Source organism: Pseudomonas fluorescens, assembly GCF_001307155.1.
In the GTDB taxonomy this organism is placed as follows: domain Bacteria; phylum Pseudomonadota; class Gammaproteobacteria; order Pseudomonadales; family Pseudomonadaceae; genus Aquipseudomonas; species Aquipseudomonas helvetica.
Map to the genome: position 1 here is coordinate 1,542,753 of NZ_CP012830.1, position 22,991 is coordinate 1,565,743.

Below are 22,991 nucleotides of genomic sequence, written 5' to 3' on the forward strand. Positions count from 1 at the left end.
CTAAAGGGGCTGAATCAGCCTTGTTTTTTGGTTACAGTTTCGACGATATGCGACGGAGCTGTATTGTATTTTTTGAATTCCATAGAGTAGCTTGCGCGACCCTGAGACATGGAACGGACGTCGGTCGCATAACCGAACATCTCACCCAACGGAACTTCAGCACGAATTACTTTGCCGGAGACCGTGTCTTCCATACCCAAGATCATGCCGCGACGACGGTTAAGGTCGCCCATCACGTCACCCATATAGTCTTCAGGCGTAACAACCTCTACCGCCATGATCGGCTCAAGCAATTCACCACCGCCCTTCTGGGCCAGTTGCTTGGTCGCCATGGAAGCAGCCACCTTGAACGCCATCTCGTTGGAGTCGACGTCGTGGTAGGAACCATCAAACACGGTAGCCTTCAGGCCGATCAGCGGATAGCCGGCAACAACGCCGTTCTTCATCTGCTCTTCGATGCCCTTCTGGATAGCCGGGATGTATTCCTTAGGAACCACACCACCCACTACTTCGTTCAGGAATTGCAGACCTTCCTGACCTTCGTCAGCAGGAGCAAAACGGATCCAGCAATGACCGAACTGGCCACGACCGCCGGACTGACGAACGAACTTGCCTTCGATTTCGCAGCTCTTCGTGATGCGCTCACGATAGGAAACCTGAGGCTTACCAATGTTGGCTTCGACGTTGAACTCACGGCGCATCCGGTCAACCAGGATGTCCAGGTGCAGCTCGCCCATGCCGGAGATGATCGTTTGACCAGTCTCTTCATCGGTTTTAACGCGGAAAGACGGGTCTTCCTGAGCCAGTTTGCCCAGAGCGATACCCATTTTTTCCTGGTCATCCTTGGTCTTAGGCTCAACGGCAACCGAAATAACCGGCTCCGGGAAGTCCATGCGAACCAGGATGATTGGCTTGTCAGCGTTGCACAAGGTTTCACCAGTGGTGACGTCCTTCATGCCGATCAAGGCCGCGATGTCGCCAGCGCGTACTTCCTTGATTTCTTCACGGGCGTTTGCGTGCATTTGCACCATACGACCCACGCGCTCTTTCTTGCCTTTAACCGAGTTGATCACGCCGTCGCCGGAAGCCAACACGCCCGAGTAAACACGGACGAAGGTCAAGGTACCCACGAATGGGTCGGTAGCGATCTTGAACGCCAGAGCCGAGAACGGCTCGTCGTCGCTCGCATGACGCTCCATCTGCTTTTCCTCGTCATCCGGGTCAGTACCCTTGATGGCAGGAATATCGGTAGGAGCAGGCAGGTAGTCGATAACGGCGTCGAGAACCAGGGGAACACCCTTGTTCTTGAAGGAAGAACCACAAACAGCCAGAACGATCTCACCAGCGATAGTACGCTGACGCAGAGCGGCCTTGATTTCCTCAATGGAGAGCTCTTCCCCTTCGAGGTACTTGTTCATCAGTTCTTCGCTGGCTTCAGCCGCAGCTTCAACCATATTGCTACGCCACTCTTCAGCCAGCTCCTGCAGTTCAGCAGGGATAGCTTCGCGACGAGGCGTCATGCCCTTGTCAGCATCATTCCAGTAAACCGCTTCCATGGTCATCAGATCGATCTGACCCTGGAAGTTGTCTTCGGAACCGATAGCCAACTGGATTGGCACTGGAGTGTGACCCAGACGCTGTTTGATCTGAGCGATCACGCGCAGGAAGTTCGCACCAGCACGGTCCATCTTGTTCACGTAAACAATACGTGGAACACCGTACTTGTTGGCTTGACGCCATACGGTTTCGGACTGAGGCTCAACACCCGAAGTACCACAGAACACAACGACCGCGCCGTCGAGTACACGCAGGGAACGCTCAACTTCAATGGTGAAGTCTACGTGGCCCGGGGTGTCAATGACGTTGAAACGGTATTGGTCCTTGTGCTGCTTCGCAGAACCCTGCCAGAAGGCGGTGATAGCAGCAGAAGTAATGGTAATACCACGCTCCTGCTCCTGCACCATCCAGTCCGTGGTCGCGGCGCCGTCATGCACCTCGCCCATCTTGTGACTTTTGCCGGTGTAAAAAAGGACGCGCTCAGTGGTAGTGGTTTTACCAGCATCCACGTGAGCAACGATACCGATGTTACGGTAGCGGCTAATCGGAGTAGTACGAGCCATAAAGCCCTCGCAAAATTAGTGAAGCTAAAATTAGAAGCGGTAGTGCGAGAAAGCTTTGTTAGCTTCAGCCATACGGTGCACGTCTTCACGCTTCTTAACAGCAGCACCTTTACCTTCAGCAGCGTCCAACAGTTCGCCAGCCAAACGCAGAGCCATAGACTTCTCGCCACGCTTACGGGCGAAGTCTACCAACCAGCGCATTGCCAGAGCGTTACGACGGGACGGACGAACTTCGACCGGAACCTGGTAAGTAGCACCGCCTACACGGCGCGACTTCACTTCGACCAGCGGAGCGATGGCGTCGAGAGCTTTCTCGAAGATTTCCAGGGGATCGCTGTTCTTGCGTTCTTTAACCTTTTCCAGCGCGCCATAAACGATACGCTCGGCAACGGCTTTCTTACCGCTTTCCATCACGTGGTTCATGAACTTGGCCAGGATTTGGCTTCCGTATTTTGGATCGTCAAGCACTTCGCGCTTGGCTGCTACGCGTCTTCTTGGCATGGATAAGCCCTCAAACGGTCTTCAGGTTCGCTCGGAATCGGTGCCCTTTCGGGACGCCTCCGACCTTACTCTTATCGACTCAGAAAATAGATAATTCAGTGTTTACAAAAAGCCGCTACTACTTAGGCTTCTTGGTACCGTACTTCGAACGACCCTGGTTACGACCTTTAACGCCGGAAGTATCCAAAGAACCGCGTACGGTGTGGTAACGAACACCTGGCAAGTCTTTTACACGACCGCCGCGGATCAGTACCACGCTGTGCTCTTGCAGGTTGTGGCCTTCACCGCCGATGTACGAGGAAACCTCGAAACCGTTGGTCAGACGCACACGGCATACTTTACGCAGTGCCGAGTTAGGTTTTTTCGGCGTGGTGGTATACACACGGGTGCATACGCCACGACGTTGCGGGCAGTTCTGCAGCGCAGGCACGTCGGATTTCTCGACGATACGCTTACGCGGCTGACGTACCAGCTGGTTGATAGTTGCCATCTACTAGCTCCACTGTTGTCTTGCGACGCTATTGTCTTGCAAGAAAAGCAAAATGGCAGGAACGAATTCCCGCCAAATTTAGGGGTACAAGAGTCTAAAGAGGATCTTGTCCCCAGTCAAGGCAAGGCCCCGACCTCCCCGCTCATCCAACCTCGACAAATTGTCTCGATTCGATGAACGGGGGCGCCAGGGCCCCACTCTTATTTATCGCAGAACTCAGTTACCGCTCGAGTTCAGCGCTTCGGTCAGTGCAGCTTCCACTTCACTGGCGCTTACGCGCAACGGTTTGTCAGCATCACGGCGGCGTTTGCGCTCGCTGTGATAAGCCAGACCGGTACCTGCCGGGATCAAACGACCCACGACCACGTTTTCTTTCAGGCCGCGCAGGTAATCGCGCTTGCCGGTTACCGCCGCTTCGGTCAGTACACGAGTGGTCTCTTGGAAAGAGGCCGCCGAGATGAACGATTCGGTGGACAACGACGCCTTGGTGATACCCAGCAGAACGCGAGTGAACTTGGAGACGAATTTGTCGTCTGCAGCCAAACGCTCGTTCTCTACCAGTACGTGAGTCAATTCCATCTGGTCGCCCTTGATGAAAGTGGAATCGCCAGATTCAGCGATTTCAACTTTACGCAGCATCTGACGCAGGATGGTCTCGATGTGCTTATCGTTGATCTTCACGCCTTGCAGACGGTAAACGTCCTGGATCTCGTTAACAATGTACTTGGCCAGCGCGCTCACACCCAGCAAACGCAGGATGTCGTGTGGATCGCTCGGGCCGTCGGAGATAACTTCGCCGCGGTTTACCTGTTCGCCTTCGAAGACGTTCAGGTGACGCCACTTCGGAATCAACTCTTCATACGGATCGCTACCGTCGTTCGGGGTAATGACCAGACGGCGCTTGCCCTTGGTCTCTTTACCGAACGCGATGGTGCCGCTGACTTCAGCCAGAATCGAGGCTTCTTTCGGACGACGGGCTTCGAACAAGTCGGCAACACGCGGCAGACCACCGGTGATGTCACGGGTCTTCGAAGTCTCTTGCGGAATACGAGCGATAACATCACCGATCGCGATTTTCGCACCGTCCGCCACACCGACCAGGGCGTTGGCAGGCAGGAAGTACTGAGCGATTACGTCAGTACCCGGCAGCAACAGATCCTTGCCGTTGTCATCAACCATCTTCACAGCAGGACGGATATCTTTGCCGGCAGCTGGACGGTCTTTGGCATCGAGTACCTCAATGTTGGTCATACCGGTCAATTCGTCAGTCTGACGCTTGATCGTGATGCCTTCTTCCATGCCCACGTAGGTCACGGTACCTTTCATTTCGGTAACGATTGGGTGAGTGTGCGGATCCCACTTGGCCACGATTGCGCCAGCGTCGACCTTGTCACCTTCTTTAACCGAGATCACAGCACCGTACGGCAGCTTGTAACGCTCGCGCTCACGACCGTAGTCATCAGCGATTGCCAGCTCACCGGAACGGGACACAGCAACCAGGCAACCATCCACTCGCTCAACGTGTTTCAGGTTGTGCAGACGGACGGTACCGCCATTCTTCACCTGAACGCTATCGGCTGCAGAGGTCCGGCTTGCCGCACCACCGATGTGGAACGTACGCATTGTCAGCTGGGTACCCGGCTCACCGATCGACTGGGCAGCGATTACGCCGACAGCCTCACCGATGTTCACTTGGTGACCACGAGCCAGATCACGGCCGTAGCACTTGGCGCAAATGCCATAACGGGTTTCGCAGCTGATCGGCGAACGCACGATCACTTCGTCGATGCTGTTCAGCTCGATGAATTCAACCCACTTCTCGTCTACCAGAGTGCCGGCAGGAACGATGATTTCCTCGGTACCTGGCTTGAATACGTCACGGGCGATAACACGACCCAATACGCGCTCACCCAACGGCTCTACAACGTCACCGCCTTCAATGTGCGGAGTCATCAGCAGACCGTGTTCGGTGCCGCAATCGATCTCGGTTACAACCAGATCCTGAGCCACGTCTACCAGACGACGAGTCAGGTAACCGGAGTTCGCAGTTTTCAACGCGGTATCCGCCAGACCTTTACGAGCACCGTGAGTGGAGATGAAGTACTGAAGTACGCTCAAACCTTCACGGAAGTTCGCAGTAATCGGCGTTTCGATGATGGAACCGTCCGGCTTGGCCATCAGGCCACGCATACCGGCGAGCTGACGGATCTGCGCAGCAGAACCCCGTGCACCCGAGTCGGCCATCATGTACATCGAGTTGAAGGACTCTTGCTCGACTTCGACGCCATGACGGTCGATGACTTTCTCTTTCGAGAGGTTGGCCATCATCGCCTTGGAAACTTCGTCGTTCGCCTTGGACCAAAGGTCGATCACTTTGTTGTACTTCTCGCCCTGGGTTACCAGGCCGGAGGCGTACTGACTTTCGATCTCTTTCACTTCGTCGGTGGCTGCACCGATGATGCGGGCTTTTTCATCCGGGATAACGAAGTCGTTAACACCGATGGAAACGCCGGAAATGGTCGAATAGGCAAAACCGGTGTACATCAACTGGTCAGCGAAGATCACGGTCTCTTTCAAACCAACCACGCGGTAGCACTGGTTGATCAGCTTGGAGATCGCCTTTTTCTTCATCGGCAGGTTGACGACGTCGTACGACAGACCTTTTGGCACAACCTGGAACAACAGCGCACGGCCGACAGTGGTGTCGACGATACGGGTGTTGGTCACGCTGCCGCCGTCACGGTCGTTGACGGTTTCGTTGATCCGCACTTTAACCTTGGCGTGCAGTGCGGCTTCGCCGGCACGGAACACACGGTCAACTTCTTGCAGATCCGCGAATACACGACCTTCGCCTTTGGCGTTGATCGCTTCACGAGTCATGTAGTACAGACCCAATACAACGTCCTGCGACGGAACGATGATTGGCTCACCGTTGGCTGGCGACAGAATGTTGTTGGTCGACATCATCAACGCGCGCGCTTCCAACTGGGCTTCCAGCGTCAGCGGTACGTGCACGGCCATTTGGTCGCCGTCGAAGTCGGCGTTGTACGCGGCGCAGACCAGCGGGTGCAGCTGGATAGCCTTACCTTCGATCAGAACCGGTTCAAATGCCTGGATACCCAGACGGTGAAGGGTCGGTGCACGGTTGAGAAGCACTGGGTGTTCGCGGATAACTTCAGCGAGAACGTCCCAAACTTCCGGCAGCTCGCGCTCAACCATCTTCTTGGCAGCTTTGATGGTGGTAGCGAGACCACGCATTTCCAGCTTGCCGAAAATGAACGGCTTGAACAGCTCGAGAGCCATTTTCTTCGGCAGACCGCACTGATGCAGACGCAGGGTCGGACCTACGGTAATTACCGAACGACCGGAGTAGTCAACACGCTTACCGAGCAAGTTCTGACGGAAACGACCTTGTTTACCCTTGATCATGTCAGCCAGGGATTTCAGAGGACGCTTGTTGGAACCGGTGATAGCGCGGCCACGACGACCGTTATCGAGCAAGGCGTCGACAGCTTCCTGCAACATACGCTTTTCGTTGCGCACGATGATGTCCGGAGCGGACAGATCAAGCAGGCGCTTCAAGCGGTTGTTACGGTTGATCACTCGACGATACAGGTCGTTGAGGTCGGAAGTCGCGAAACGACCGCCATCCAACGGGACCAGTGGACGCAGATCTGGCGGCAGAACCGGCAGAACGGTCAGCACCATCCACTCTGGCAAGTTGCCGGAACCCTGGAAGGCTTCCATCAACTTCAGACGCTTGGACAGCTTCTTGATTTTGGTTTCGGAGTTGGTTTGCGGAATTTCTTCACGCAGACGGCCAATCTCGTGCTCCAGATCGATAGCGTGCAGCAGTTCACGGACAGCTTCGGCACCCATGCGGGCATCGAAATCGTCGCCGAACTCTTCCAGCGCTTCGAAGTACTGCTCGTCGTTGAGCAGCTGACCTTTTTCAAGGGTGGTCATGCCTGGATCGATAACGACATAGCTCTCGAAGTAGAGAACGCGTTCGATATCACGCAGGGTCATGTCCATCAGCAAGCCGATACGCGACGGCAGCGATTTCAGGAACCAGATGTGAGCAACTGGCGAGGCCAGTTCGATGTGCGCCATGCGCTCACGACGAACTTTTGCCAGCGCGACTTCAACACCGCACTTCTCGCAGATCACACCACGGTGCTTCAAGCGCTTGTACTTACCGCACAGGCACTCGTAATCCTTTACCGGGCCAAAGATCTTGGCGCAGAACAGGCCGTCACGCTCAGGTTTGAACGTACGGTAGTTGATGGTTTCCGGCTTTTTAACTTCACCGAACGACCACGAACGGATCATCTCAGGCGATGCCAATCCGATACGGATGGCGTCGAACTCTTCGACTTGACCCTGGTTTTTCAGCAAATTCAGTAGGTCTTTCAAGGCCTTTCCTCCTGGCGGAGCAGAGAGCGGGCAATCCTGCCCCGCTCTCATTCGCGTCACGTGTTATTCGGTTTCCAGATCGATATCGATGCCGAGGGAACGAATTTCCTTGATCAACACGTTGAAGGACTCGGGCATGCCCGGCTCCATACGGTGATCGCCGTCCACGATGTTTTTGTACATCTTGGTCCGGCCGTTCACATCGTCCGACTTCACTGTGAGCATTTCTTGCAGAGTGTAAGCAGCACCGTATGCTTCCAGTGCCCAGACCTCCATCTCCCCGAAACGCTGACCACCGAACTGCGCCTTACCACCCAGCGGCTGCTGGGTAACCAGGCTGTACGAACCGGTAGAACGAGCGTGCATCTTGTCGTCTACCAAGTGGTTCAGCTTCAGCATGTACATGTAGCCAACGGTAACCGGGCGCTCGAACTTGTTGCCGGTACGGCCGTCAGTCAGCTGCATCTGGCCGCTTTCCGGCAGGTCTGCCAGTTTCAGCATGGCCTTGATTTCGCTTTCCTTGGCACCGTCGAACACCGGAGTGGCCATCGGTACGCCACCGCGCAGGTTCTTCGCCAGATCCAGGATTTCCTGGTCGGAGAAGGTGTCCAGCTCTTCGTTGCGGCCGCCGATCTCGTTGTAGATCTCGTGCAGGAACTTGCGAAGGTCAGCAACCTTGCGCTGCTCTTCGATCATACGGTTGATCTTCTCGCCCAGACCTTTGGCCGCGAGGCCCAGGTGGGTTTCAAGGATCTGACCAACGTTCATACGCGAAGGTACGCCCAACGGGTTGAGGACAACGTCGACCGGGGTGCCATTGGCATCGTGCGGCATGTCTTCAACCGGCATGATCACGGAGACCACACCCTTGTTACCGTGACGACCGGCCATCTTGTCGCCCGGCTGGATGCGGCGACGGATTGCCAGGTAAACCTTGACGATTTTCAGCACGCCTGGAGCCAGGTCATCGCCCTGCTGCAGTTTGCGCTTCTTGTCTTCGAACTTGTCGTCCAGCAGACGGCGGCGATCAACGATGTAGGCCTGAGCCTTCTCGAGCTGCTCGTTCAGAGCATCTTCAGCCATGCGCAGTTTGAACCACTGGCCGTGCTCAAGACCGTCGAGAACTTCGTCGGTGATTTCCTGACCTTTCTTCAGACCGGCGCCGCCTTCGGCTTTATGGCCGACCAGAGCGGAACGCAGACGTTCGAAAGTAGCGCCTTCAACGATACGGAACTCTTCGTTCAGGTCCTTGCGGATCTCGTCGAGTTGAGTCTTCTCGATCGACAGAGCACGAGCATCACGCTCTACGCCGTCACGGGTGAAGACCTGTACGTCGATGACAGTACCTTTGGTACCGGTAGGTACACGCAGGGAAGTGTCTTTAACGTCGCTGGCTTTTTCACCGAAGATTGCACGCAACAGCTTCTCTTCCGGAGTCAGTTGGGTCTCGCCTTTCGGAGTGACCTTACCAACCAGAATGTCGCCTGCGCCAACTTCAGCACCTACGTAAACGATACCGGCTTCGTCCAGCTTGTTCAGTGCAGCTTCACCCACGTTCGGGATGTCTGCAGTGATTTCCTCTGGCCCAAGCTTGGTGTCACGCGCCACACAGGTCAGTTCCTGAATGTGGATCGTGGTGAAACGGTCTTCCTGAACCACACGCTCGGACAAGCAGATGGAGTCTTCGAAGTTGAAGCCGTTCCATGCCATGAACGCGATGCGCATGTTCTGACCCAGAGCCAGCTCACCCATGTCGGTGGACGGACCGTCAGCCATGATGTCGCTACGCTGAACCCGATCACCCTTGCTCACCAGCGGACGCTGGTTGATGCAGGTGTTCTGGTTGGAGCGGGTGTATTTGGTCAGGTTGTAGATATCGACACCAGCTTCGCCGGTTTCAACTTCATCATCAGCAACACGAACCACGATACGGCTGGCATCAACGGAATCGATCACGCCGCCACGACGAGCCACGACGCAAACGCCGGAGTCGCGAGCCACGTTACGCTCCATGCCGGTACCTACCAGCGGCTTGTCAGCGCGCAGGGTTGGTACAGCTTGACGCTGCATGTTCGAACCCATCAACGCACGGTTGGCGTCATCGTGCTCGAGGAACGGGATCAGCGACGCAGCAACCGAAACTACCTGCTTCGGCGATACGTCCATCAAGGTGACGTCTTCCGGCGCCTTGACGGTGAACTCGTTCAAGTGACGAACAGCTACCAGCTCGTCGATCAGGACTTTTTTGTCGTTCATCGTGGCCGAAGCCTGAGCGATCACGTGATCAGCTTCTTCGATGGCGGACAGGAACACGATCTCGTCGGTGACCAGAGCGTCTTTCACCACGCGGTACGGGCTCTCGAGGAAGCCGTACTGATTGGTGCGCGCATAGGCGGCCAGGGAGTTGATCAGACCGATGTTCGGACCTTCCGGTGTTTCAATCGGGCATACACGACCGTAGTGAGTCGGGTGTACGTCACGAACTTCAAAGCCGGCACGCTCACGCGTCAGACCGCCAGGGCCGAGTGCAGAGACACGACGCTTGTGGGTGATCTCGGACAGCGGGTTGTTCTGGTCCATGAACTGGGACAGCTGGCTCGAACCGAAGAACTCTTTCACCGCAGCAGCCACTGGCTTGGCGTTGATCAGGTCTTGCGGCATCAGGCCTTCGCTTTCGGCCATCGACAGACGCTCTTTGACCGCACGCTCAACACGTACCAGGCCAACGCGGAACTGGTTCTCGGCCATTTCGCCTACGCAGCGAACACGACGGTTACCCAGGTGGTCGATGTCATCGACGATGCCTTTACCGTTACGGATGTCGACCAGAGTCTTCAGTACCGCGACGATGTCTTCTTTGCACAACACGCCCGAACCTTCGATCTCGGTACGACCGATACGACGGTTGAACTTCATCCGGCCGACCGCAGACAGGTCATAGCGCTCAGGGCTGAAGAACAGGTTGTTGAACAGAGTCTCGGCAGCGTCTTTGGTTGGCGGCTCGCCAGGACGCATCATGCGATAGATCTCGACCAGCGCTTCCAATTGGTTGCTGGTGGAGTCGATCTTCAGCGTGTCGGAGACGAACGGACCGCAGTCGATATCGTTGGTGTACAGAGTCTCGATGCGAACGACCTGAGCCTTGGCGATTTTCGCCAGGATCTCGGTGTTCAGCTCGGTGTTGCACTCTGCCAGGATTTCGCCGGTTGCCGGATGCACGATGACCTTGGCGGTAGTGCGACCCAGGACGTAGTCCAGAGGCACTTGCAGCTCTTTGATCCCGGCCTTTTCCAGCTGGTTGATGTGGCGAGCGGTGATACGGCGACCTTGCTCGACAATAACCTTGCCTTTGTCATCCAGGATATCCAGGACAGCAATTTCACCACGCAGGCGCTGAGGCACCAGTTCCAGGCTGAGGTTTTCACCTTGCACGTGGAAGACGTTGGTGGTGTAGAACGCGTCCAGCACTTCTTCAGTGGTATAGCCGAGCGCGCGCAGCAGTACCGATGCAGGCAGCTTGCGACGACGGTCGATACGCACGAATACGCAGTCTTTCGGGTCGAACTCGAAGTCCAGCCACGAACCGCGGTAAGGAATGATCCGCGCGGAGTACAGCAGTTTGCCGGAGCTGTGCGTCTTGCCACGGTCGTGGTCGAAGAACACGCCCGGGGAACGGTGCAGCTGGGAAACGATTACACGCTCGGTACCGTTGATTACGAAGGTACCGTTCTCAGTCATCAGGGGGATTTCACCCATGTAGACTTCTTGCTCTTTAATGTCCTTGATCGCTTTGTTCGACGATTCTTTGTCGAAAATGATCAGGCGCACTTTTACCCGCAAAGGTACGGCGTAAGTCACACCGCGCAATACGCATTCTTTGACATCAAATGCCGGTTCGCCCAGGCGATAACCGACGTACTCCAGCGCAGCATTGCCGGAGTAGCTGATGATCGGGAAAACGGATTTGAAGGCCGCATGCAGGCCCACGTCGCGGAACTGATCTTTAGTCGCTCCCGCTTGCAAGAATTCACGATACGAATCCAGCTGGATGGCCAGGAGGTACGGCACATCCATGACGTCCGGCAACTTGCTAAAGTCCTTGCGGATACGTTTTTTCTCAGTATATGAGTAAGCCATCAGCGTTCCCCAGCTTGGTCACCTGCTTGTTTGGCCCCTCCCGACGGGAGCAGCCAGAAAATCGTGCAAACCCCATGGTTTGCGCCACCGCATCGGGTGGTTACAGCTCGTTATCAGCACCGACCCAGTCGGCTGCCAATAACGGAAAAAGGCCGGTGGCAAGAGCCACCAGCCATCAGCCTTTCGCTTAACGCTCGGGCTGGAGACGCAAAGTCGAAGCTTACTTCAGCTCGACTTTAGCGCCTGCTTCTTCCAGAACTGCTTTGGCTTTGTCAGCTGCGTCTTTGGCAACAGCTTCCAGAACCATGGCAGGAGCGCCGTCAACTACAGCCTTGGCTTCTTTCAGGCCCAGACCGGTCAGTTCACGTACAGCCTTGATCACGTTAACTTTCTTCTCGCCAGCTTCGGTCAGCATGACGTTGAATTCGGTTTGCTCTTCAGCAACGGCAGCAGCAACAGCTGGACCAGCCGATGCAGCAGCAGCGGTAACGCCGAATTTTTCTTCGAAAGCTTTGATCAGTTCAACAACTTCCATTACGGACATGTTGCCAACGGCTTCAAGGATATCGTTTTGAGAGATAGACATGACTCTAATTCCTGAATTGGGGGACGGCCTACGCGACCATCGAAATAAACAAAAAACGCGAGAAGATGACGAGCCTTAGGCTGCAGCAGCTTCTTTCTGGTCGCGAATTGCCGCCAGAGTACGAGCCAATTTGCTGGTAGCGCCTTGAATCACGCTCATCAGCTGAGAAATTGCTTCGTCACGGGTCGGCAGAGTTGCCAGTACGTCGATTTGGTTAGCTGCGAGGAACTTGCCCTCGAACGCAGCTGCCTTGATCTCGAACTTGTCCTGACCTTTTGCGAATTCCTTGAAGATACGAGCAGCAGCGCCCGGATGTTCTTTGGAGAATGCAATCAAGGTCGGGCCAGTGAACACGTCGTTGAGAACACTGTATTCAGTGTCAGCAACAGCGCGCTTGAGCAGGGTGTTACGTACAACACGTACGTAAACGCCGGCTTCACGAGCCTCTTTACGGAGTCCGGTCATAGCGCCTACTGTTACGCCACGGGCATCAGCCACGACAGCGGACAGAGCAGCTTTGGCAGCCTCGTTGACTTCAGCGACGATGGCCTTCTTGTCTTCGAGTTTAATTGCCACGGGTTTAACTCCTGCTTGTTACCGTTTCATCCAGCCGAGGCCGGATGTCGTTTTGGTGTCTGATTCGGTAAGGAACCGGGAGCACCATCTGCGTAGGCTTGAGGTTTAAGACTTGCGTCGCCTACGGTCTTGGATAGCCCCCGCCAGGCAGGGACCCCAATTTTTCAATTGGCGCAATTACTCGCGCCAATCTGTGTCTTACGCGTCGAGCGAACCCTGGTCGATGACCAGACCTGGGCCCATAGTTGTGCTCAGGGTAACGCGCTTGACGTAAATACCTTTCGAGGAAGCTGGCTTGATACGCTTCAGATCAGCGATCAGGGCTTCAACGTTTTCCTTCAGCTTGACGGCATCAAAGCCGACTTTGCCAACGGATGTGTGGATGATGCCGTTTTTGTCGGTGCGATAACGAACCTGACCAGCTTTTGCGTTTTTAACCGCGGTAGCTACGTCTGGAGTTACGGTGCCGACTTTAGGGTTAGGCATCAGGCCACGTGGACCGAGGATCTGACCCAACTGACCTACAACGCGCATTGCATCCGGGGAAGCAATAACTACGTCATAGTTCAGGTCGCCGCCTTTCATTTCGGCAGCCAGGTCGTCCATACCTACGCGATCAGCGCCGGCGGCCAGAGCAGCTTCAGCTGCTGGGCCCTGGGTGAACACAGCAACGCGAACGGTCTTGCCAGTGCCGTGTGGCAGCACAGTAGCGCTACGAACAACCTGGTCAGATTTACGCGGGTCAACACCCAGGTTCACAGCAACGTCGAACGACTCGCTGAACTTGACAGTCGACAGCTCAGCCAGCAGAGCAGCGGCGTCTACAAAGTTGTAGGCCTTGCCCGCTTCGATTTTGCCGGCGATAGCCTTTTGGCGCTTGGTCAGCTTAGCCATTACACACCCTCCACGTTAAGGCCCATGCTACGAGCAGAACCGGCGATAGTACGCACGGCTGCTTCCATATCAGCTGCAGTCAGATCCGCGTTTTTGGTTTTCGCGATTTCTTCCAGCTGAGCACGAGTTACAGTGCCAACCTTAACGGTGTTTGGACGAGCGGAACCGCTAGTCAAACCAGCAGCCTTCTTCAGCAGAACCGAAGCCGGGGTGCTTTTAGTTTCGAAAGTGAAGCTACGGTCGCTGTAGACAGTGATGATCACTGGAGTCGGCAGACCTGGCTCAATACCCTGAGTACGGGCGTTGAAAGCCTTGCAGAATTCCATGATGTTCACGCCGTGCTGACCCAGAGCAGGACCAACAGGTGGGCTTGGGTTAGCCTGAGCGGCCTTCACTTGCAGCTTGATGTAAGCGGTAATCTTCTTGGCCATGAGGCACTCCAATTACGGGTTCGAACGCCTCGAGAGGCTCCCCGGTTACTTGCGCGTTTATCCCAGTGACGACAAAACCCCACAGCCTAGGGCTGCGGGGTTGGGATGCTTGTTCGGCTAGACCTTTTCGACCTGGCTGAACTCTAGCTCTACCGGAGTAGAGCGACCGAAAATGAGCACTGCGACTTGGATCCGGCTCTTTTCGTAGTTAACTTCTTCGACCGTGCCATTAAAATCAGCGAACGGACCGTCGGTAACACGAACCACTTCGCCCGGCTCGAACAGAGTCTTGGGCTTCGGCTTGTCGCTACCATCAGCAACACGACGCAGAATTGCTTCTGCTTCTTTGTCAGTAATAGGTGCAGGTTTATCAGCGGTACCACCGATGAAGCCCATCACCCGAGGAGTGTCCTTGACCAAGTGCCAAGTACCCTCATTCATATCCATCTGAACCAGCACGTAACCTGGGAAGAATTTACGCTCGCTTTTGCGCTTCTGGCCATTACGCATTTCAACCACTTCTTCAGTGGGAACCAGAATTTCGCCGAAGCCATCTTCCATGCCAGCCAGCTTTACGCGCTCGATCAACGAGCGCATGACATGCTTCTCGTAACCCGAGTAAGCATGCACAACGTACCAACGCTTAGCCACGGGACACCCTTAGCCAACAATCAAGGAAACAAGCCAGCCGAGCAGGGAATCAAGCCCCCACAACAGCAACGCCATAACCAGAACAACAGCCACCACAATCAGGGTGGTCTGCGTGGTTTCTTGGCGAGTTGGCCACACGACTTTACGAATCTCGGTGCGAGCTTCCTTAACCAGTACAAAGAAAGACTTGCCCTTGACGGTCTGCAGGCCTACAAAGGCAGCTACAGCAGCAATAACAAGCAAAGCGAGTACACGGTACAGGATCGGCGCAGCATGGTAATACTGATTGCCGACAACGCCAACAACCACCAAAGCGACTACTACAAGCCACTTGAGCAGATCGAAGCGAGAGCCTTGAGCTTCAGCTTTAGGAGTCATCTATGAAGATCCTGTGAAAAGAAAGCCAGACACACTGAGTGAATCTGGCAGGTCAGGAGGGAATCGAACCCCCAACCTACGGTTTTGGAGACCGTCGCTCTGCCAATTGAGCTACTGACCTAAAACAAAATTAGGCCGACCATTATGCCGGCCTAAAAAAGACATTACAACAACTTACTCGATGACTTTGGCTACGACACCAGCGCCGACGGTACGACCGCCTTCACGGATAGCGAAACGCAGGCCATCTTCCATTGCGATGGTTTTGATCAGGGTAACAGTCATCTGAATGTTGTCACCTGGCATTACCATTTCAACGCCTTCTGGCAGCTCGCAGTTACCAGTCACGTCAGTAGTACGGAAGTAGAACTGTGGACGGTAGCCTTTGAAGAACGGAGTATGACGACCGCCTTCTTCCTTGCTCAGAACGTAAACTTCTGCAGTGAACTTGGTGTGCGGCTTAACCGAACCCGGCTTAACCAGCACCTGACCACGCTCAACGTCATCACGCTTGGTACCACGCAGCAGAACACCGCAGTTCTCGCCAGCACGACCTTCATCGAGCAGCTTGCGGAACATTTCAACACCAGTACAGGTAGTAGTGGTGGTATCACGCAGACCAACGATTTCCAGTGCATCCTGAACGCGAACGATACCACGCTCGATACGACCAGTCACAACAGTACCGCGACCCGAAATCGAGAATACATCTTCGATTGGCATCAGGAACGGCTTGTCGATAGCACGCTCAGGCTCTGGAATATAGCTATCCAGAGTCTCAACCAACTTCTTGACAGCAGTGGTACCCATCCCGTTTTCATCATTACCTTCCAACGCCATACGCGCAGAACCAATGATGATTGGAGTGTCGTCGCCCGGGAAGTCGTAAGTGCTCAGCAGATCGCGCACTTCCATCTCAACCAGCTCCAGCAGCTCAGCGTCATCCACCAGGTCAGCCTTGTTCAGGAAAACCACGATGTACGGAACGCCTACCTGACGGGACAACAGGATGTGCTCACGAGTTTGCGGCATCGGACCATCAGCAGCCGAGCAAACCAGGATAGCGCCATCCATTTGAGCAGCACCGGTAATCATGTTCTTCACGTAGTCAGCGTGACCCGGGCAGTCAACGTGTGCGTAGTGACGCACGGCCGAATCATACTCAACGTGAGCAGTGTTAATGGTGATGCCACGAGCTTTTTCTTCTGGGGCGCTATCGATCTTGTCGAAGTCAACCTTAGCCGAACCGAAAACTTCGGAACAGACACGAGTCAGAGCAGCAGTCAGAGTAGTTTTACCGTGGTCGACGTGACCAATGGTACCTACGTTGACGTGCGGCTTATTACGTTCGAACTTTTCCTTAGCCATCGAAATCACCCCTAGGAGAAGAATTAAGCAAGTCACACTAGCCATTAAAACAAAGGCAGATATTTTCATATCTGCCTTGTTATATGGAGCTCTTGAGCGGATTTGAACCGCTGACCTCACCCTTACCAAGGGTGTGCTCTACCAACTGAGCTACAAGAGCGAAACACTTTGCACAACCTGCAAACTTGGAGCGGGTAGCGGGAATCGAACCCGCATCATCAGCTTGGAAGGCTGAGGTTCTACCACTAAACTATACCCGCGTAAGCTTGCAGCTCACGCTAAAAATGGTGGAGGGGGAAGGATTCGAACCTTCGAAGTCGTAGACGTCAGATTTACAGTCTGATCCCTTTGGCCGCTCGGGAACCCCTCCTAAGCGAGCCGGCATTCTACATCATGCCAGCCTTCTGTCAAGCATTTTCTCATTAAAAACCTGAGGTTAGCTGCGTTGACCTCGCTTCACACTGTTGACCGCTAAAGGTCTTCACTGCGAAGCGGGCGCCATTCTATGCAACCTATTCAGCAGTTGCAACCCCCTCGCACGGCATTATTTTATGTTTTAACTCATTGAATTCTTTAGCAAGGTTCTGCAGCACGGAATCATCAGCCAAACGCCGGCTCTCTGGAGCTACACGCATCCAATATCCAACAGAATCAGGAAGAGAAACCGATAGCTGCTGAACCTTGATGTCGAGAGCGGCCAATCGCTGTTCAAGCGTCTTCGCCGTTTCCTGACGAGCAAAACCACCCAGATAAAGACAACTGTTATCCGCCTGCGCAAATTTACCCTTGTCACGCGCAGCTACTGCATCAGGCGTTTCACTCAACAGGCGAATGTCCTGCTGCGAACCTTTATACAAACTCAACGGAGTGACGTCCTTCGCACGCAAGGGCGCCTCCTGCTGATGCCAAACGTAATAAAAGACATTCAGGACCATCAACAACAGAAACAACCAACGCATAAAAACCTCAGGACAATGGGCACGCCATGGCCAAACCCACAAATACGAGATCTGGTACTACCCGCGCTTCTGGCACAACTCCAGAAACCAGGCCTGCATCACCACCAGTGAGGAACACCGAGAACTCCTGCCCCCAATAGCTGCGTGCCAACTCTAGCTGCGTCAGGACGAACCCTCTCAACATCAATGAACAGCCACGCTCGACGGCCTCCACCGTATTTCGCCCTGGCTCAAAGCTCTCGAGCGCCCTGGATGCCGCGATATCGTCATAGCGAATCCGTCGGGTATGGGTGCGCAACTGGTTACGCATCAAGGGCATTCCGGGACAAATGAACCCTCCCAGGTGCTCGCCATCGGCCGCAATAAAATCTGCGGTAAGCGCAGTACCAAAATCGAGAACCAGACAAGCCCCCGAGGCAAGATGAAATGCGCCAAGCATCGCAAGCCAGCGATCAAGCCCCAGCCGCTTATAATCCTCGTAACCGTTGCGGACTCCAGACATTTCACGAGCCGGCGCCGCACAGGACACCGTTACACCGAAGGCCTCGACCAGCAAGGAAACTAGCGCAGCGGTCTCTTCATTGGTTCTTACGCTTACCAGCCGACAATGCTTGAGATTCAAACCATCGCAGCCGCGCAAACTTTCCAACAAAGCCAGGTCCGAGTCGACAACCCCCTCAGCAACCAACCGCGCCGCATCTGCGTGTAACACACGCCATTTGATAAAGCTATTCCCGCAGTCGAGCTCAAGAATCATTGCGCAACCTCAGACTTAGCTCACCACCACTAAACACTTTTTCTACGCCACCCACGTTCAAACGCAATGCACCCTGACCATCAATCCCTATCACCTCACCATCAATCCGACTCACTCCAGCAATCAGCGAAACCGCACGCCCCTGCCATAGGTGGCTTTGCTCCCACTCGGCCCGAAGCGCTGAAAACCCCGCCGACTGATGACGACTCAGGTACCCCTGGAGAACAATCCCCAAATGCGCCACTAGAAGATTACGATCGAACGCCCTACCTGCTTCGAGACGCATAGAGGTCCACTGCTGATCGACCTCATCAGCGATCTGCATATTTACATTGATTCCTACACCCAGAACGACATGACACACATCTGCAGGATCCCCAACCAACTCCAACAATATGCCAGCGATTTTCTTCTCACCCACCAGGACATCGTTAGGCCACTTCAAACCAGCGCCGGCAATGCCCAGATCGCGCAGTGTTTGCATCACGGCAAGGCCGACGACCAGGCTAAGCCCCTCAAGCTGGCGCATGCCACCATCGATTCGCAGCACGAGGCTATAGTAGATATTTTCGGCAAACGGGCTCACCCACTTGCGGCCGCGTCGGCCGCGACCGGCAGTTTGTCGCTCTGCAAGCACAAGAAATGGCGCAGCCATACCGCGTTCTATAGAGCGCAAAGCTTCAGCGTTAGTGGAATCAATCGAATCAAAGACCAGTACGGGCCAATCGCAAGCAGGCGAATGCTCAGCGATCTTCGCGGAGCTGAGCAGAGTCAACGGCGCACTCAATTGATAACCACGACCACGCACCTTGTGAATAGAAAGACCCAACTCAGCCTCAAGGTGCTGGAGTTGCTTCCACACAGCGCTGCGACTAATACCTAGAGCGGCGCCCAGCGCTTGGCCGGAGTGGAAACGACCGTCCTTCAGGAGCTTTAACAACGTCAGCATGCAAGTATCGCCTCACAATGAGGCCCGCATGATAGCCATGCCCCGAGCCGTTGCATAGAAATCGTAAGATTCCGGAATCAACTTTCTCGCAGGCAAAACAAAACCCCAACTGCTTTCGCAATTGGGGTTTCGGAATTTAATCTTGACGATGACCTACTCTCACATGGGGAAACCCCACACTACCATCGGCGATGCATCGTTTCACTGCTGAGTTCGGGATGGGATCAGGTGGTTCCAATGCTCTATGGTCGTCAAGAAATTCGGGTACTGAGTCGTGACCAGTTGGTCTCGCTTCAGCAAATTGGGTATGTGATAGATCTCGGTGTTTGTGAGCAGCTCGAACTTTCGGTTCGTTTCGTCTTCACACACCGCAATCTGGCCTCTTTCGAGTTCGCAAATTGCTTGGGTGTTATATGGTCAAGCCTCACGGGCAATTAGTATTGGTTAGCTCAACGCCTCACAGCGCTTACACACCCAACCTATCAACGTCGTAGTCTTCGACGGCCCTTCAGGGGACTCAAGGTCCCAGTGAGATCTCATCTTGAGGCTAGTTTCCCGCTTAGATGCTTTCAGCGGTTATCTATTCCGAACATAGCTACCCGGCAATGCCACTGGCGTGACAACCGGAACACCAGAGGTTCGTCCACTCCGGTCCTCTCGTACTAGGAGCAGCCCCTCTCAAATCTCAAACGTCCACGGCAGATAGGGACCGAACTGTCTCACGACGTTCTAAACCCAGCTCGCGTACCACTTTAAATGGCGAACAGCCATACCCTTGGGACCGGCTTCAGCCCCAGGATGTGATGAGCCGACATCGAGGTGCCAAACACCGCCGTCGATATGAACTCTTGGGCGGTATCAGCCTGTTATCCCCGGAGTACCTTTTATCCGTTGAGCGATGGCCCTTCCATACAGAACCACCGGATCACTAAGACCTACTTTCGTACCTGCTCGACGTGTCTGTCTCGCAGTCAAGCGCGCTTTTGCCTTTATACTCTACGACCGATTTCCGACCGGTCTGAGCGCACCTTCGTACTCCTCCGTTACTCTTTAGGAGGAGACCGCCCCAGTCAAACTACCCACCATACACTGTCCTCGATCCGGATAACGGACCTGAGTTAGAACCTCAAAGTTGCCAGGGTGGTATTTCAAGGTTGGCTCCACGCGAACTGGCGTCCACGCTTCAAAGCCTCCCACCTATCCTACACAAGCAAATTCAAAGTCCAGTGCAAAGCTATAGTAAAGGTTCACGGGGTCTTTCCGTCTAGCCGCGGATACACTGCATCTTCACAGCGATTTCAATTTCACTGAGTCTCGGGTGGAGACAGCGCCGCCATCGTTACGCCATTCGTGCAGGTCGGAACTTACCCGACAAGGAATTTCGCTACCTTAGGACCGTTATAGTTACGGCCGCCGTTTACCGGGGCTTCGATCAAGAGCTTCGCGTTAGCTAACCCCATCAATTAACCTTCCGGCACCGGGCAGGCGTCACACCCTATACGTCCACTTTCGTGTTTGCAGAGTGCTGTGTTTTTAATAAACAGTCGCAGCGGCCTGGTATCTTCGACCGGCATGGGCTTACGGAGCAAGTCCTTCACCCTCACCGGCGCACCTTCTCCCGAAGTTACGGTGCCATTTTGCCTAGTTCCTTCACCCGAGTTCTCTCAAGCGCCTTGGTATTCTCTACCCAACCACCTGTGTCGGTTTGGGGTACGGTTCCTGGTTACCTGAAGCTTAGAAGCTTTTCTTGGAAGCATGGCATCAACCACTTCGTGTTCTAAAAGAACACTCGTCATCAGCTCTCGGCCTTAGAATCCCGGATTTACCTAAGATTCCAGCCTACCACCTTAAACTTGGACAACCAACGCCAAGCTGGCCTAGCCTTCTCCGTCCCTCCATCGCAATAACCAGAAGTACAGGAATATTAACCTGTTTTCCATCGACTACGCTTTTCAGCCTCGCCTTAGGGACCGACTAACCCTGCGTCGATTAACGTTGCGCAGGAAACCTTGGTCTTTCGGCGTGGGTGTTTTTCACACCCATTGTCGTTACTCATGTCAGCATTCGCACTTCTGATACCTCCAGCAAGCTTCTCAACTCACCTTCACAGGCTTACAGAACGCTCCTCTACCGCATCACCTAAGTGATACCCGTAGCTTCGGTGTATGGTTTGAGCCCCGTTACATCTTCCGCGCAGGCCGACTCGACTAGTGAGCTATTACGCTTTCTTTAAAGGGTGGCTGCTTCTAAGCCAACCTCCTAGCTGTCTAAGCCTTCCCACATCGTTTCCCACTTAACCATAACTTTGGGACCTTAGCTGACGGTCTGGGTTGTTTCCCTTTTCACGACGGACGTTAGCACCCGCCGTGTGTCTCCCATGCTCGGCACTTGTAGGTATTCGGAGTTTGCATCGGTTTGGTAAGTCGGGATGACCCCCTAGCCGAAACAGTGCTCTACCCCCTACAGTGATACATGAGGCGCTACCTAAATAGCTTTCGAGGAGAACCAGCTATCTCCGAGCTTGATTAGCCTTTCACTCCGATCCACAGGTCATCCGCTAACTTTTCAACGGTAGTCGGTTCGGTCCTCCAGTTAGTGTTACCCAACCTTCAACCTGCCCATGGATAGATCGCCCGGTTTCGGGTCTATTCCCAGCGACTAGACGCCCTATTAAGACTCGCTTTCGCTACGCCTCCCCTATTCGGTTAAGCTCGCCACTGAAAATAAGTCGCTGACCCATTATACAAAAGGTACGCAGTCACCCAACAAAGTGGGCTCCCACTGCTTGTACGCATACGGTTTCAGGATCTATTTCACTCCCCTCTCCGGGGTTCTTTTCGCCTTTCCCTCACGGTACTAGTTCACTATCGGTCAGTCAGTAGTATTTAGCCTTGGAGGATGGTCCCCCCATATTCAGACAAAGTTTCTCGTGCTCCGTCCTACTCGATTTCATGACTAAGAGATTTTCGCGTACAGGGCTATCACCCACTATGGCCGCACTTTCCAGAGCGTTCCGCTAATCTCAAAGCCACTTAAGGGCTAGTCCCCGTTCGCTCGCCACTACTAAGGGAATCTCGGTTGATTTCTTTTCCTCAGGGTACTTAGATGTTTCAGTTCCCCTGGTTCGCTTCTTAAGCCTATGTATTCAGCTTAAGATACCTAACTTATGTTAGGTGGGTTCCCCCATTCAGACATCTCCGGATCACAGTCTGTTTGCCGACTCCCCGAAGCTTTTCGCAGGCTACCACGTCTTTCATCGCCTCTGACTGCCAAGGCATCCACCGTATGCGCTTCTTCACTTGACCATATAACCCCAAGCAATCTGGTTATACTGTGAAGACGACATTCGCCGAAAATTCGCAATTACTCACAAATTTTACCTTAGCCTGATCCGTTACCAGTGAAAGTAACGTTCAGTCTATCTTTCTATCACATACCCAAATTTTTAAAGAACGATCTAATCAAAGACTAGAAATCAACATTCACCATCTTAACAATGGAATGCTCATTTCTAAGCTTTCATGCAACAGAAGCAGTAGTGGTGGAGCCAAACGGGATCGAACCGTTGACCTCCTGCGTGCAAGGCAGGCGCTCTCCCAGCTGAGCTATGGCCCCGTATTTCTACAGGCGTTTCCCACACAAGCAAAATTGGTGGGTCTGGGCAGATTCGAACTGCCGACCTCACCCTTATCAGGGGTGCGCTCTAACCAACTGAGCTACAGACCCAATTTCGGGCTGCTTCTTATCGTCTTCTTCAATGAATCAAGCAATTCGTGTG

At 54.2% G+C, this 22,991-nt stretch carries 15 protein-coding genes, 6 tRNA genes and 2 rRNA genes; all 23 read right to left on the reverse strand.

What is annotated here, in order from left to right:
* Positions 1–14: 14 nt before the first annotated feature.
* Complete coding sequence (gene fusA / locus AO353_RS07015) at positions 15–2,120, reverse strand: elongation factor G (RefSeq protein ID WP_019693879.1); 2,106 nt, start codon at positions 2,118–2,120, stop codon at positions 15–17.
* A gap of 30 nt (positions 2,121–2,150) precedes the next feature.
* Complete coding sequence (gene rpsG, locus AO353_RS07020; RefSeq protein WP_002555493.1) at positions 2,151–2,621, reverse strand: 30S ribosomal protein S7; 471 nt, start codon at positions 2,619–2,621, stop codon at positions 2,151–2,153.
* A 118-nt stretch (positions 2,622–2,739) separates the two neighbouring features.
* Positions 2,740–3,111, reverse strand: a complete 372-nt coding sequence (gene rpsL / locus AO353_RS07025) for a 30S ribosomal protein S12 (protein ID WP_002555494.1) — start codon at positions 3,109–3,111, stop codon at positions 2,740–2,742.
* A 216-nt stretch (positions 3,112–3,327) separates the two neighbouring features.
* Positions 3,328–7,527 carry a DNA-directed RNA polymerase subunit beta' gene (gene rpoC, locus AO353_RS07030; RefSeq protein WP_054594278.1) on the reverse strand — a complete coding sequence of 1,400 codons (4,200 nt, stop codon included), beginning with the start codon at positions 7,525–7,527 and terminating at the stop codon, positions 3,328–3,330.
* A gap of 63 nt (positions 7,528–7,590) precedes the next feature.
* Positions 7,591–11,664 carry a DNA-directed RNA polymerase subunit beta gene (gene rpoB, locus AO353_RS07035; protein ID WP_054594279.1) on the reverse strand — a complete coding sequence of 1,358 codons (4,074 nt, stop codon included), beginning with the start codon at positions 11,662–11,664 and terminating at the stop codon, positions 7,591–7,593.
* A gap of 220 nt (positions 11,665–11,884) precedes the next feature.
* On the reverse strand, positions 11,885–12,250 hold the full coding sequence (rplL, locus tag AO353_RS07040; protein ID WP_003206098.1) for a 50S ribosomal protein L7/L12: 366 nt from the start codon (positions 12,248–12,250) through the stop codon (positions 11,885–11,887).
* A 75-nt stretch (positions 12,251–12,325) separates the two neighbouring features.
* Positions 12,326–12,826, reverse strand: a complete 501-nt coding sequence (gene rplJ / locus AO353_RS07045) for a 50S ribosomal protein L10 (RefSeq protein ID WP_019693882.1) — start codon at positions 12,824–12,826, stop codon at positions 12,326–12,328.
* Between the two features lie 198 nt (positions 12,827–13,024).
* Positions 13,025–13,720: a 50S ribosomal protein L1 gene (gene rplA / locus AO353_RS07050; protein WP_019693883.1), complete on the reverse strand. Its 696-nt coding sequence runs from the start codon at positions 13,718–13,720 to the stop codon at positions 13,025–13,027.
* A complete protein-coding gene (gene rplK, locus AO353_RS07055; protein WP_008008888.1) occupies positions 13,720–14,151 on the reverse strand; it encodes a 50S ribosomal protein L11 in 432 nt (143 codons plus the stop codon). Before rplK ends, rplA begins: the two co-directional genes overlap by 1 nt.
* 117 nt (positions 14,152–14,268) lie before the next feature.
* Complete coding sequence (gene nusG, locus AO353_RS07060) at positions 14,269–14,802, reverse strand: transcription termination/antitermination protein NusG (protein ID WP_010443972.1); 534 nt, start codon at positions 14,800–14,802, stop codon at positions 14,269–14,271.
* 9 nt (positions 14,803–14,811) lie between these two features.
* Positions 14,812–15,180 (reverse strand): preprotein translocase subunit SecE, encoded by a 369-nt coding sequence (secE, locus tag AO353_RS07065; RefSeq protein ID WP_019693884.1) that lies wholly within the window; start codon positions 15,178–15,180, stop codon positions 14,812–14,814.
* 45 nt (positions 15,181–15,225) lie between these two features.
* Positions 15,226–15,301 (reverse strand) — tRNA-Trp (locus tag AO353_RS07070).
* Positions 15,302–15,354: 53 nt separating this feature from the next.
* Entirely contained in the window at positions 15,355–16,548 is a 1,194-nt protein-coding gene (gene tuf / locus AO353_RS07075) for an elongation factor Tu (protein ID WP_054594280.1), read from the reverse strand.
* An 84-nt stretch (positions 16,549–16,632) separates the two neighbouring features.
* A tRNA-Thr gene (locus AO353_RS07080) sits at positions 16,633–16,708 on the reverse strand.
* A gap of 26 nt (positions 16,709–16,734) precedes the next feature.
* Positions 16,735–16,808: transfer RNA gene (locus tag AO353_RS07085), tRNA-Gly, on the reverse strand.
* 25 nt (positions 16,809–16,833) lie between these two features.
* A tRNA-Tyr gene (locus tag AO353_RS07090) sits at positions 16,834–16,918 on the reverse strand.
* 142 nt (positions 16,919–17,060) lie between these two features.
* Complete coding sequence (locus AO353_RS07095) at positions 17,061–17,507, reverse strand: hypothetical protein (RefSeq protein WP_054594281.1); 447 nt, start codon at positions 17,505–17,507, stop codon at positions 17,061–17,063.
* Positions 17,508–17,514: 7 nt separating this feature from the next.
* Positions 17,515–18,264, reverse strand: a complete 750-nt coding sequence (locus tag AO353_RS07100) for a pantothenate kinase (protein ID WP_054594282.1) — start codon at positions 18,262–18,264, stop codon at positions 17,515–17,517.
* Positions 18,254–19,213, reverse strand: coding sequence for a bifunctional biotin--[acetyl-CoA-carboxylase] ligase/biotin operon repressor BirA (gene birA / locus AO353_RS07105; protein WP_054594283.1), 960 nt, complete (start codon positions 19,211–19,213; stop codon positions 18,254–18,256). The genes AO353_RS07100 and birA overlap by 11 nt, the downstream gene beginning before the upstream one ends.
* Positions 19,214–19,353: 140 nt before the next feature.
* Positions 19,354–19,469 (reverse strand): 5S ribosomal RNA (rrf, locus tag AO353_RS07110).
* A gap of 157 nt (positions 19,470–19,626) precedes the next feature.
* Positions 19,627–22,518, reverse strand: a 23S ribosomal RNA gene (locus tag AO353_RS07115).
* Between the two features lie 234 nt (positions 22,519–22,752).
* Positions 22,753–22,828 (reverse strand) — tRNA-Ala (locus AO353_RS07120).
* 34 nt (positions 22,829–22,862) lie between these two features.
* Positions 22,863–22,939, reverse strand: a tRNA-Ile gene (locus tag AO353_RS07125).
* Positions 22,940–22,991 lie beyond the last annotated feature (52 nt).

Excerpts from the sequence above, each read along its gene's own strand:
- fusA (WP_019693879.1), bottom strand. The coding sequence starts at position 2,120 with ATGGCTCGTACTACTCCGATTAGCCGCTACCGTAACATCGGTATCGTT.
- rpsG (WP_002555493.1), bottom strand. The coding sequence starts at position 2,621 with ATGCCAAGAAGACGCGTAGCAGCCAAGCGCGAAGTGCTTGACGATCCA.
- rpsL (WP_002555494.1), bottom strand. The coding sequence starts at position 3,111 with ATGGCAACTATCAACCAGCTGGTACGTCAGCCGCGTAAGCGTATCGTC.
- rpoB (WP_054594279.1), bottom strand. The coding sequence starts at position 11,664 with ATGGCTTACTCATATACTGAGAAAAAACGTATCCGCAAGGACTTTAGC.
- rplL (WP_003206098.1), bottom strand. The coding sequence starts at position 12,250 with ATGTCTATCTCTCAAAACGATATCCTTGAAGCCGTTGGCAACATGTCC.
- rplA (WP_019693883.1), bottom strand. The coding sequence starts at position 13,720 with ATGGCTAAGCTGACCAAGCGCCAAAAGGCTATCGCCGGCAAAATCGAA.
- rplK (WP_008008888.1), bottom strand. The coding sequence starts at position 14,151 with ATGGCCAAGAAGATTACCGCTTACATCAAGCTGCAAGTGAAGGCCGCT.
- secE (WP_019693884.1), bottom strand. The coding sequence starts at position 15,180 with ATGACTCCTAAAGCTGAAGCTCAAGGCTCTCGCTTCGATCTGCTCAAG.
- tuf (WP_054594280.1), bottom strand. The coding sequence starts at position 16,548 with ATGGCTAAGGAAAAGTTCGAACGTAATAAGCCGCACGTCAACGTAGGT.
- AO353_RS07095 (WP_054594281.1), bottom strand. The coding sequence starts at position 17,507 with ATGCGTTGGTTGTTTCTGTTGTTGATGGTCCTGAATGTCTTTTATTAC.
- AO353_RS07100 (WP_054594282.1), bottom strand. The coding sequence starts at position 18,264 with ATGATTCTTGAGCTCGACTGCGGGAATAGCTTTATCAAATGGCGTGTG.
- birA (WP_054594283.1), bottom strand. The coding sequence starts at position 19,213 with ATGCTGACGTTGTTAAAGCTCCTGAAGGACGGTCGTTTCCACTCCGGC.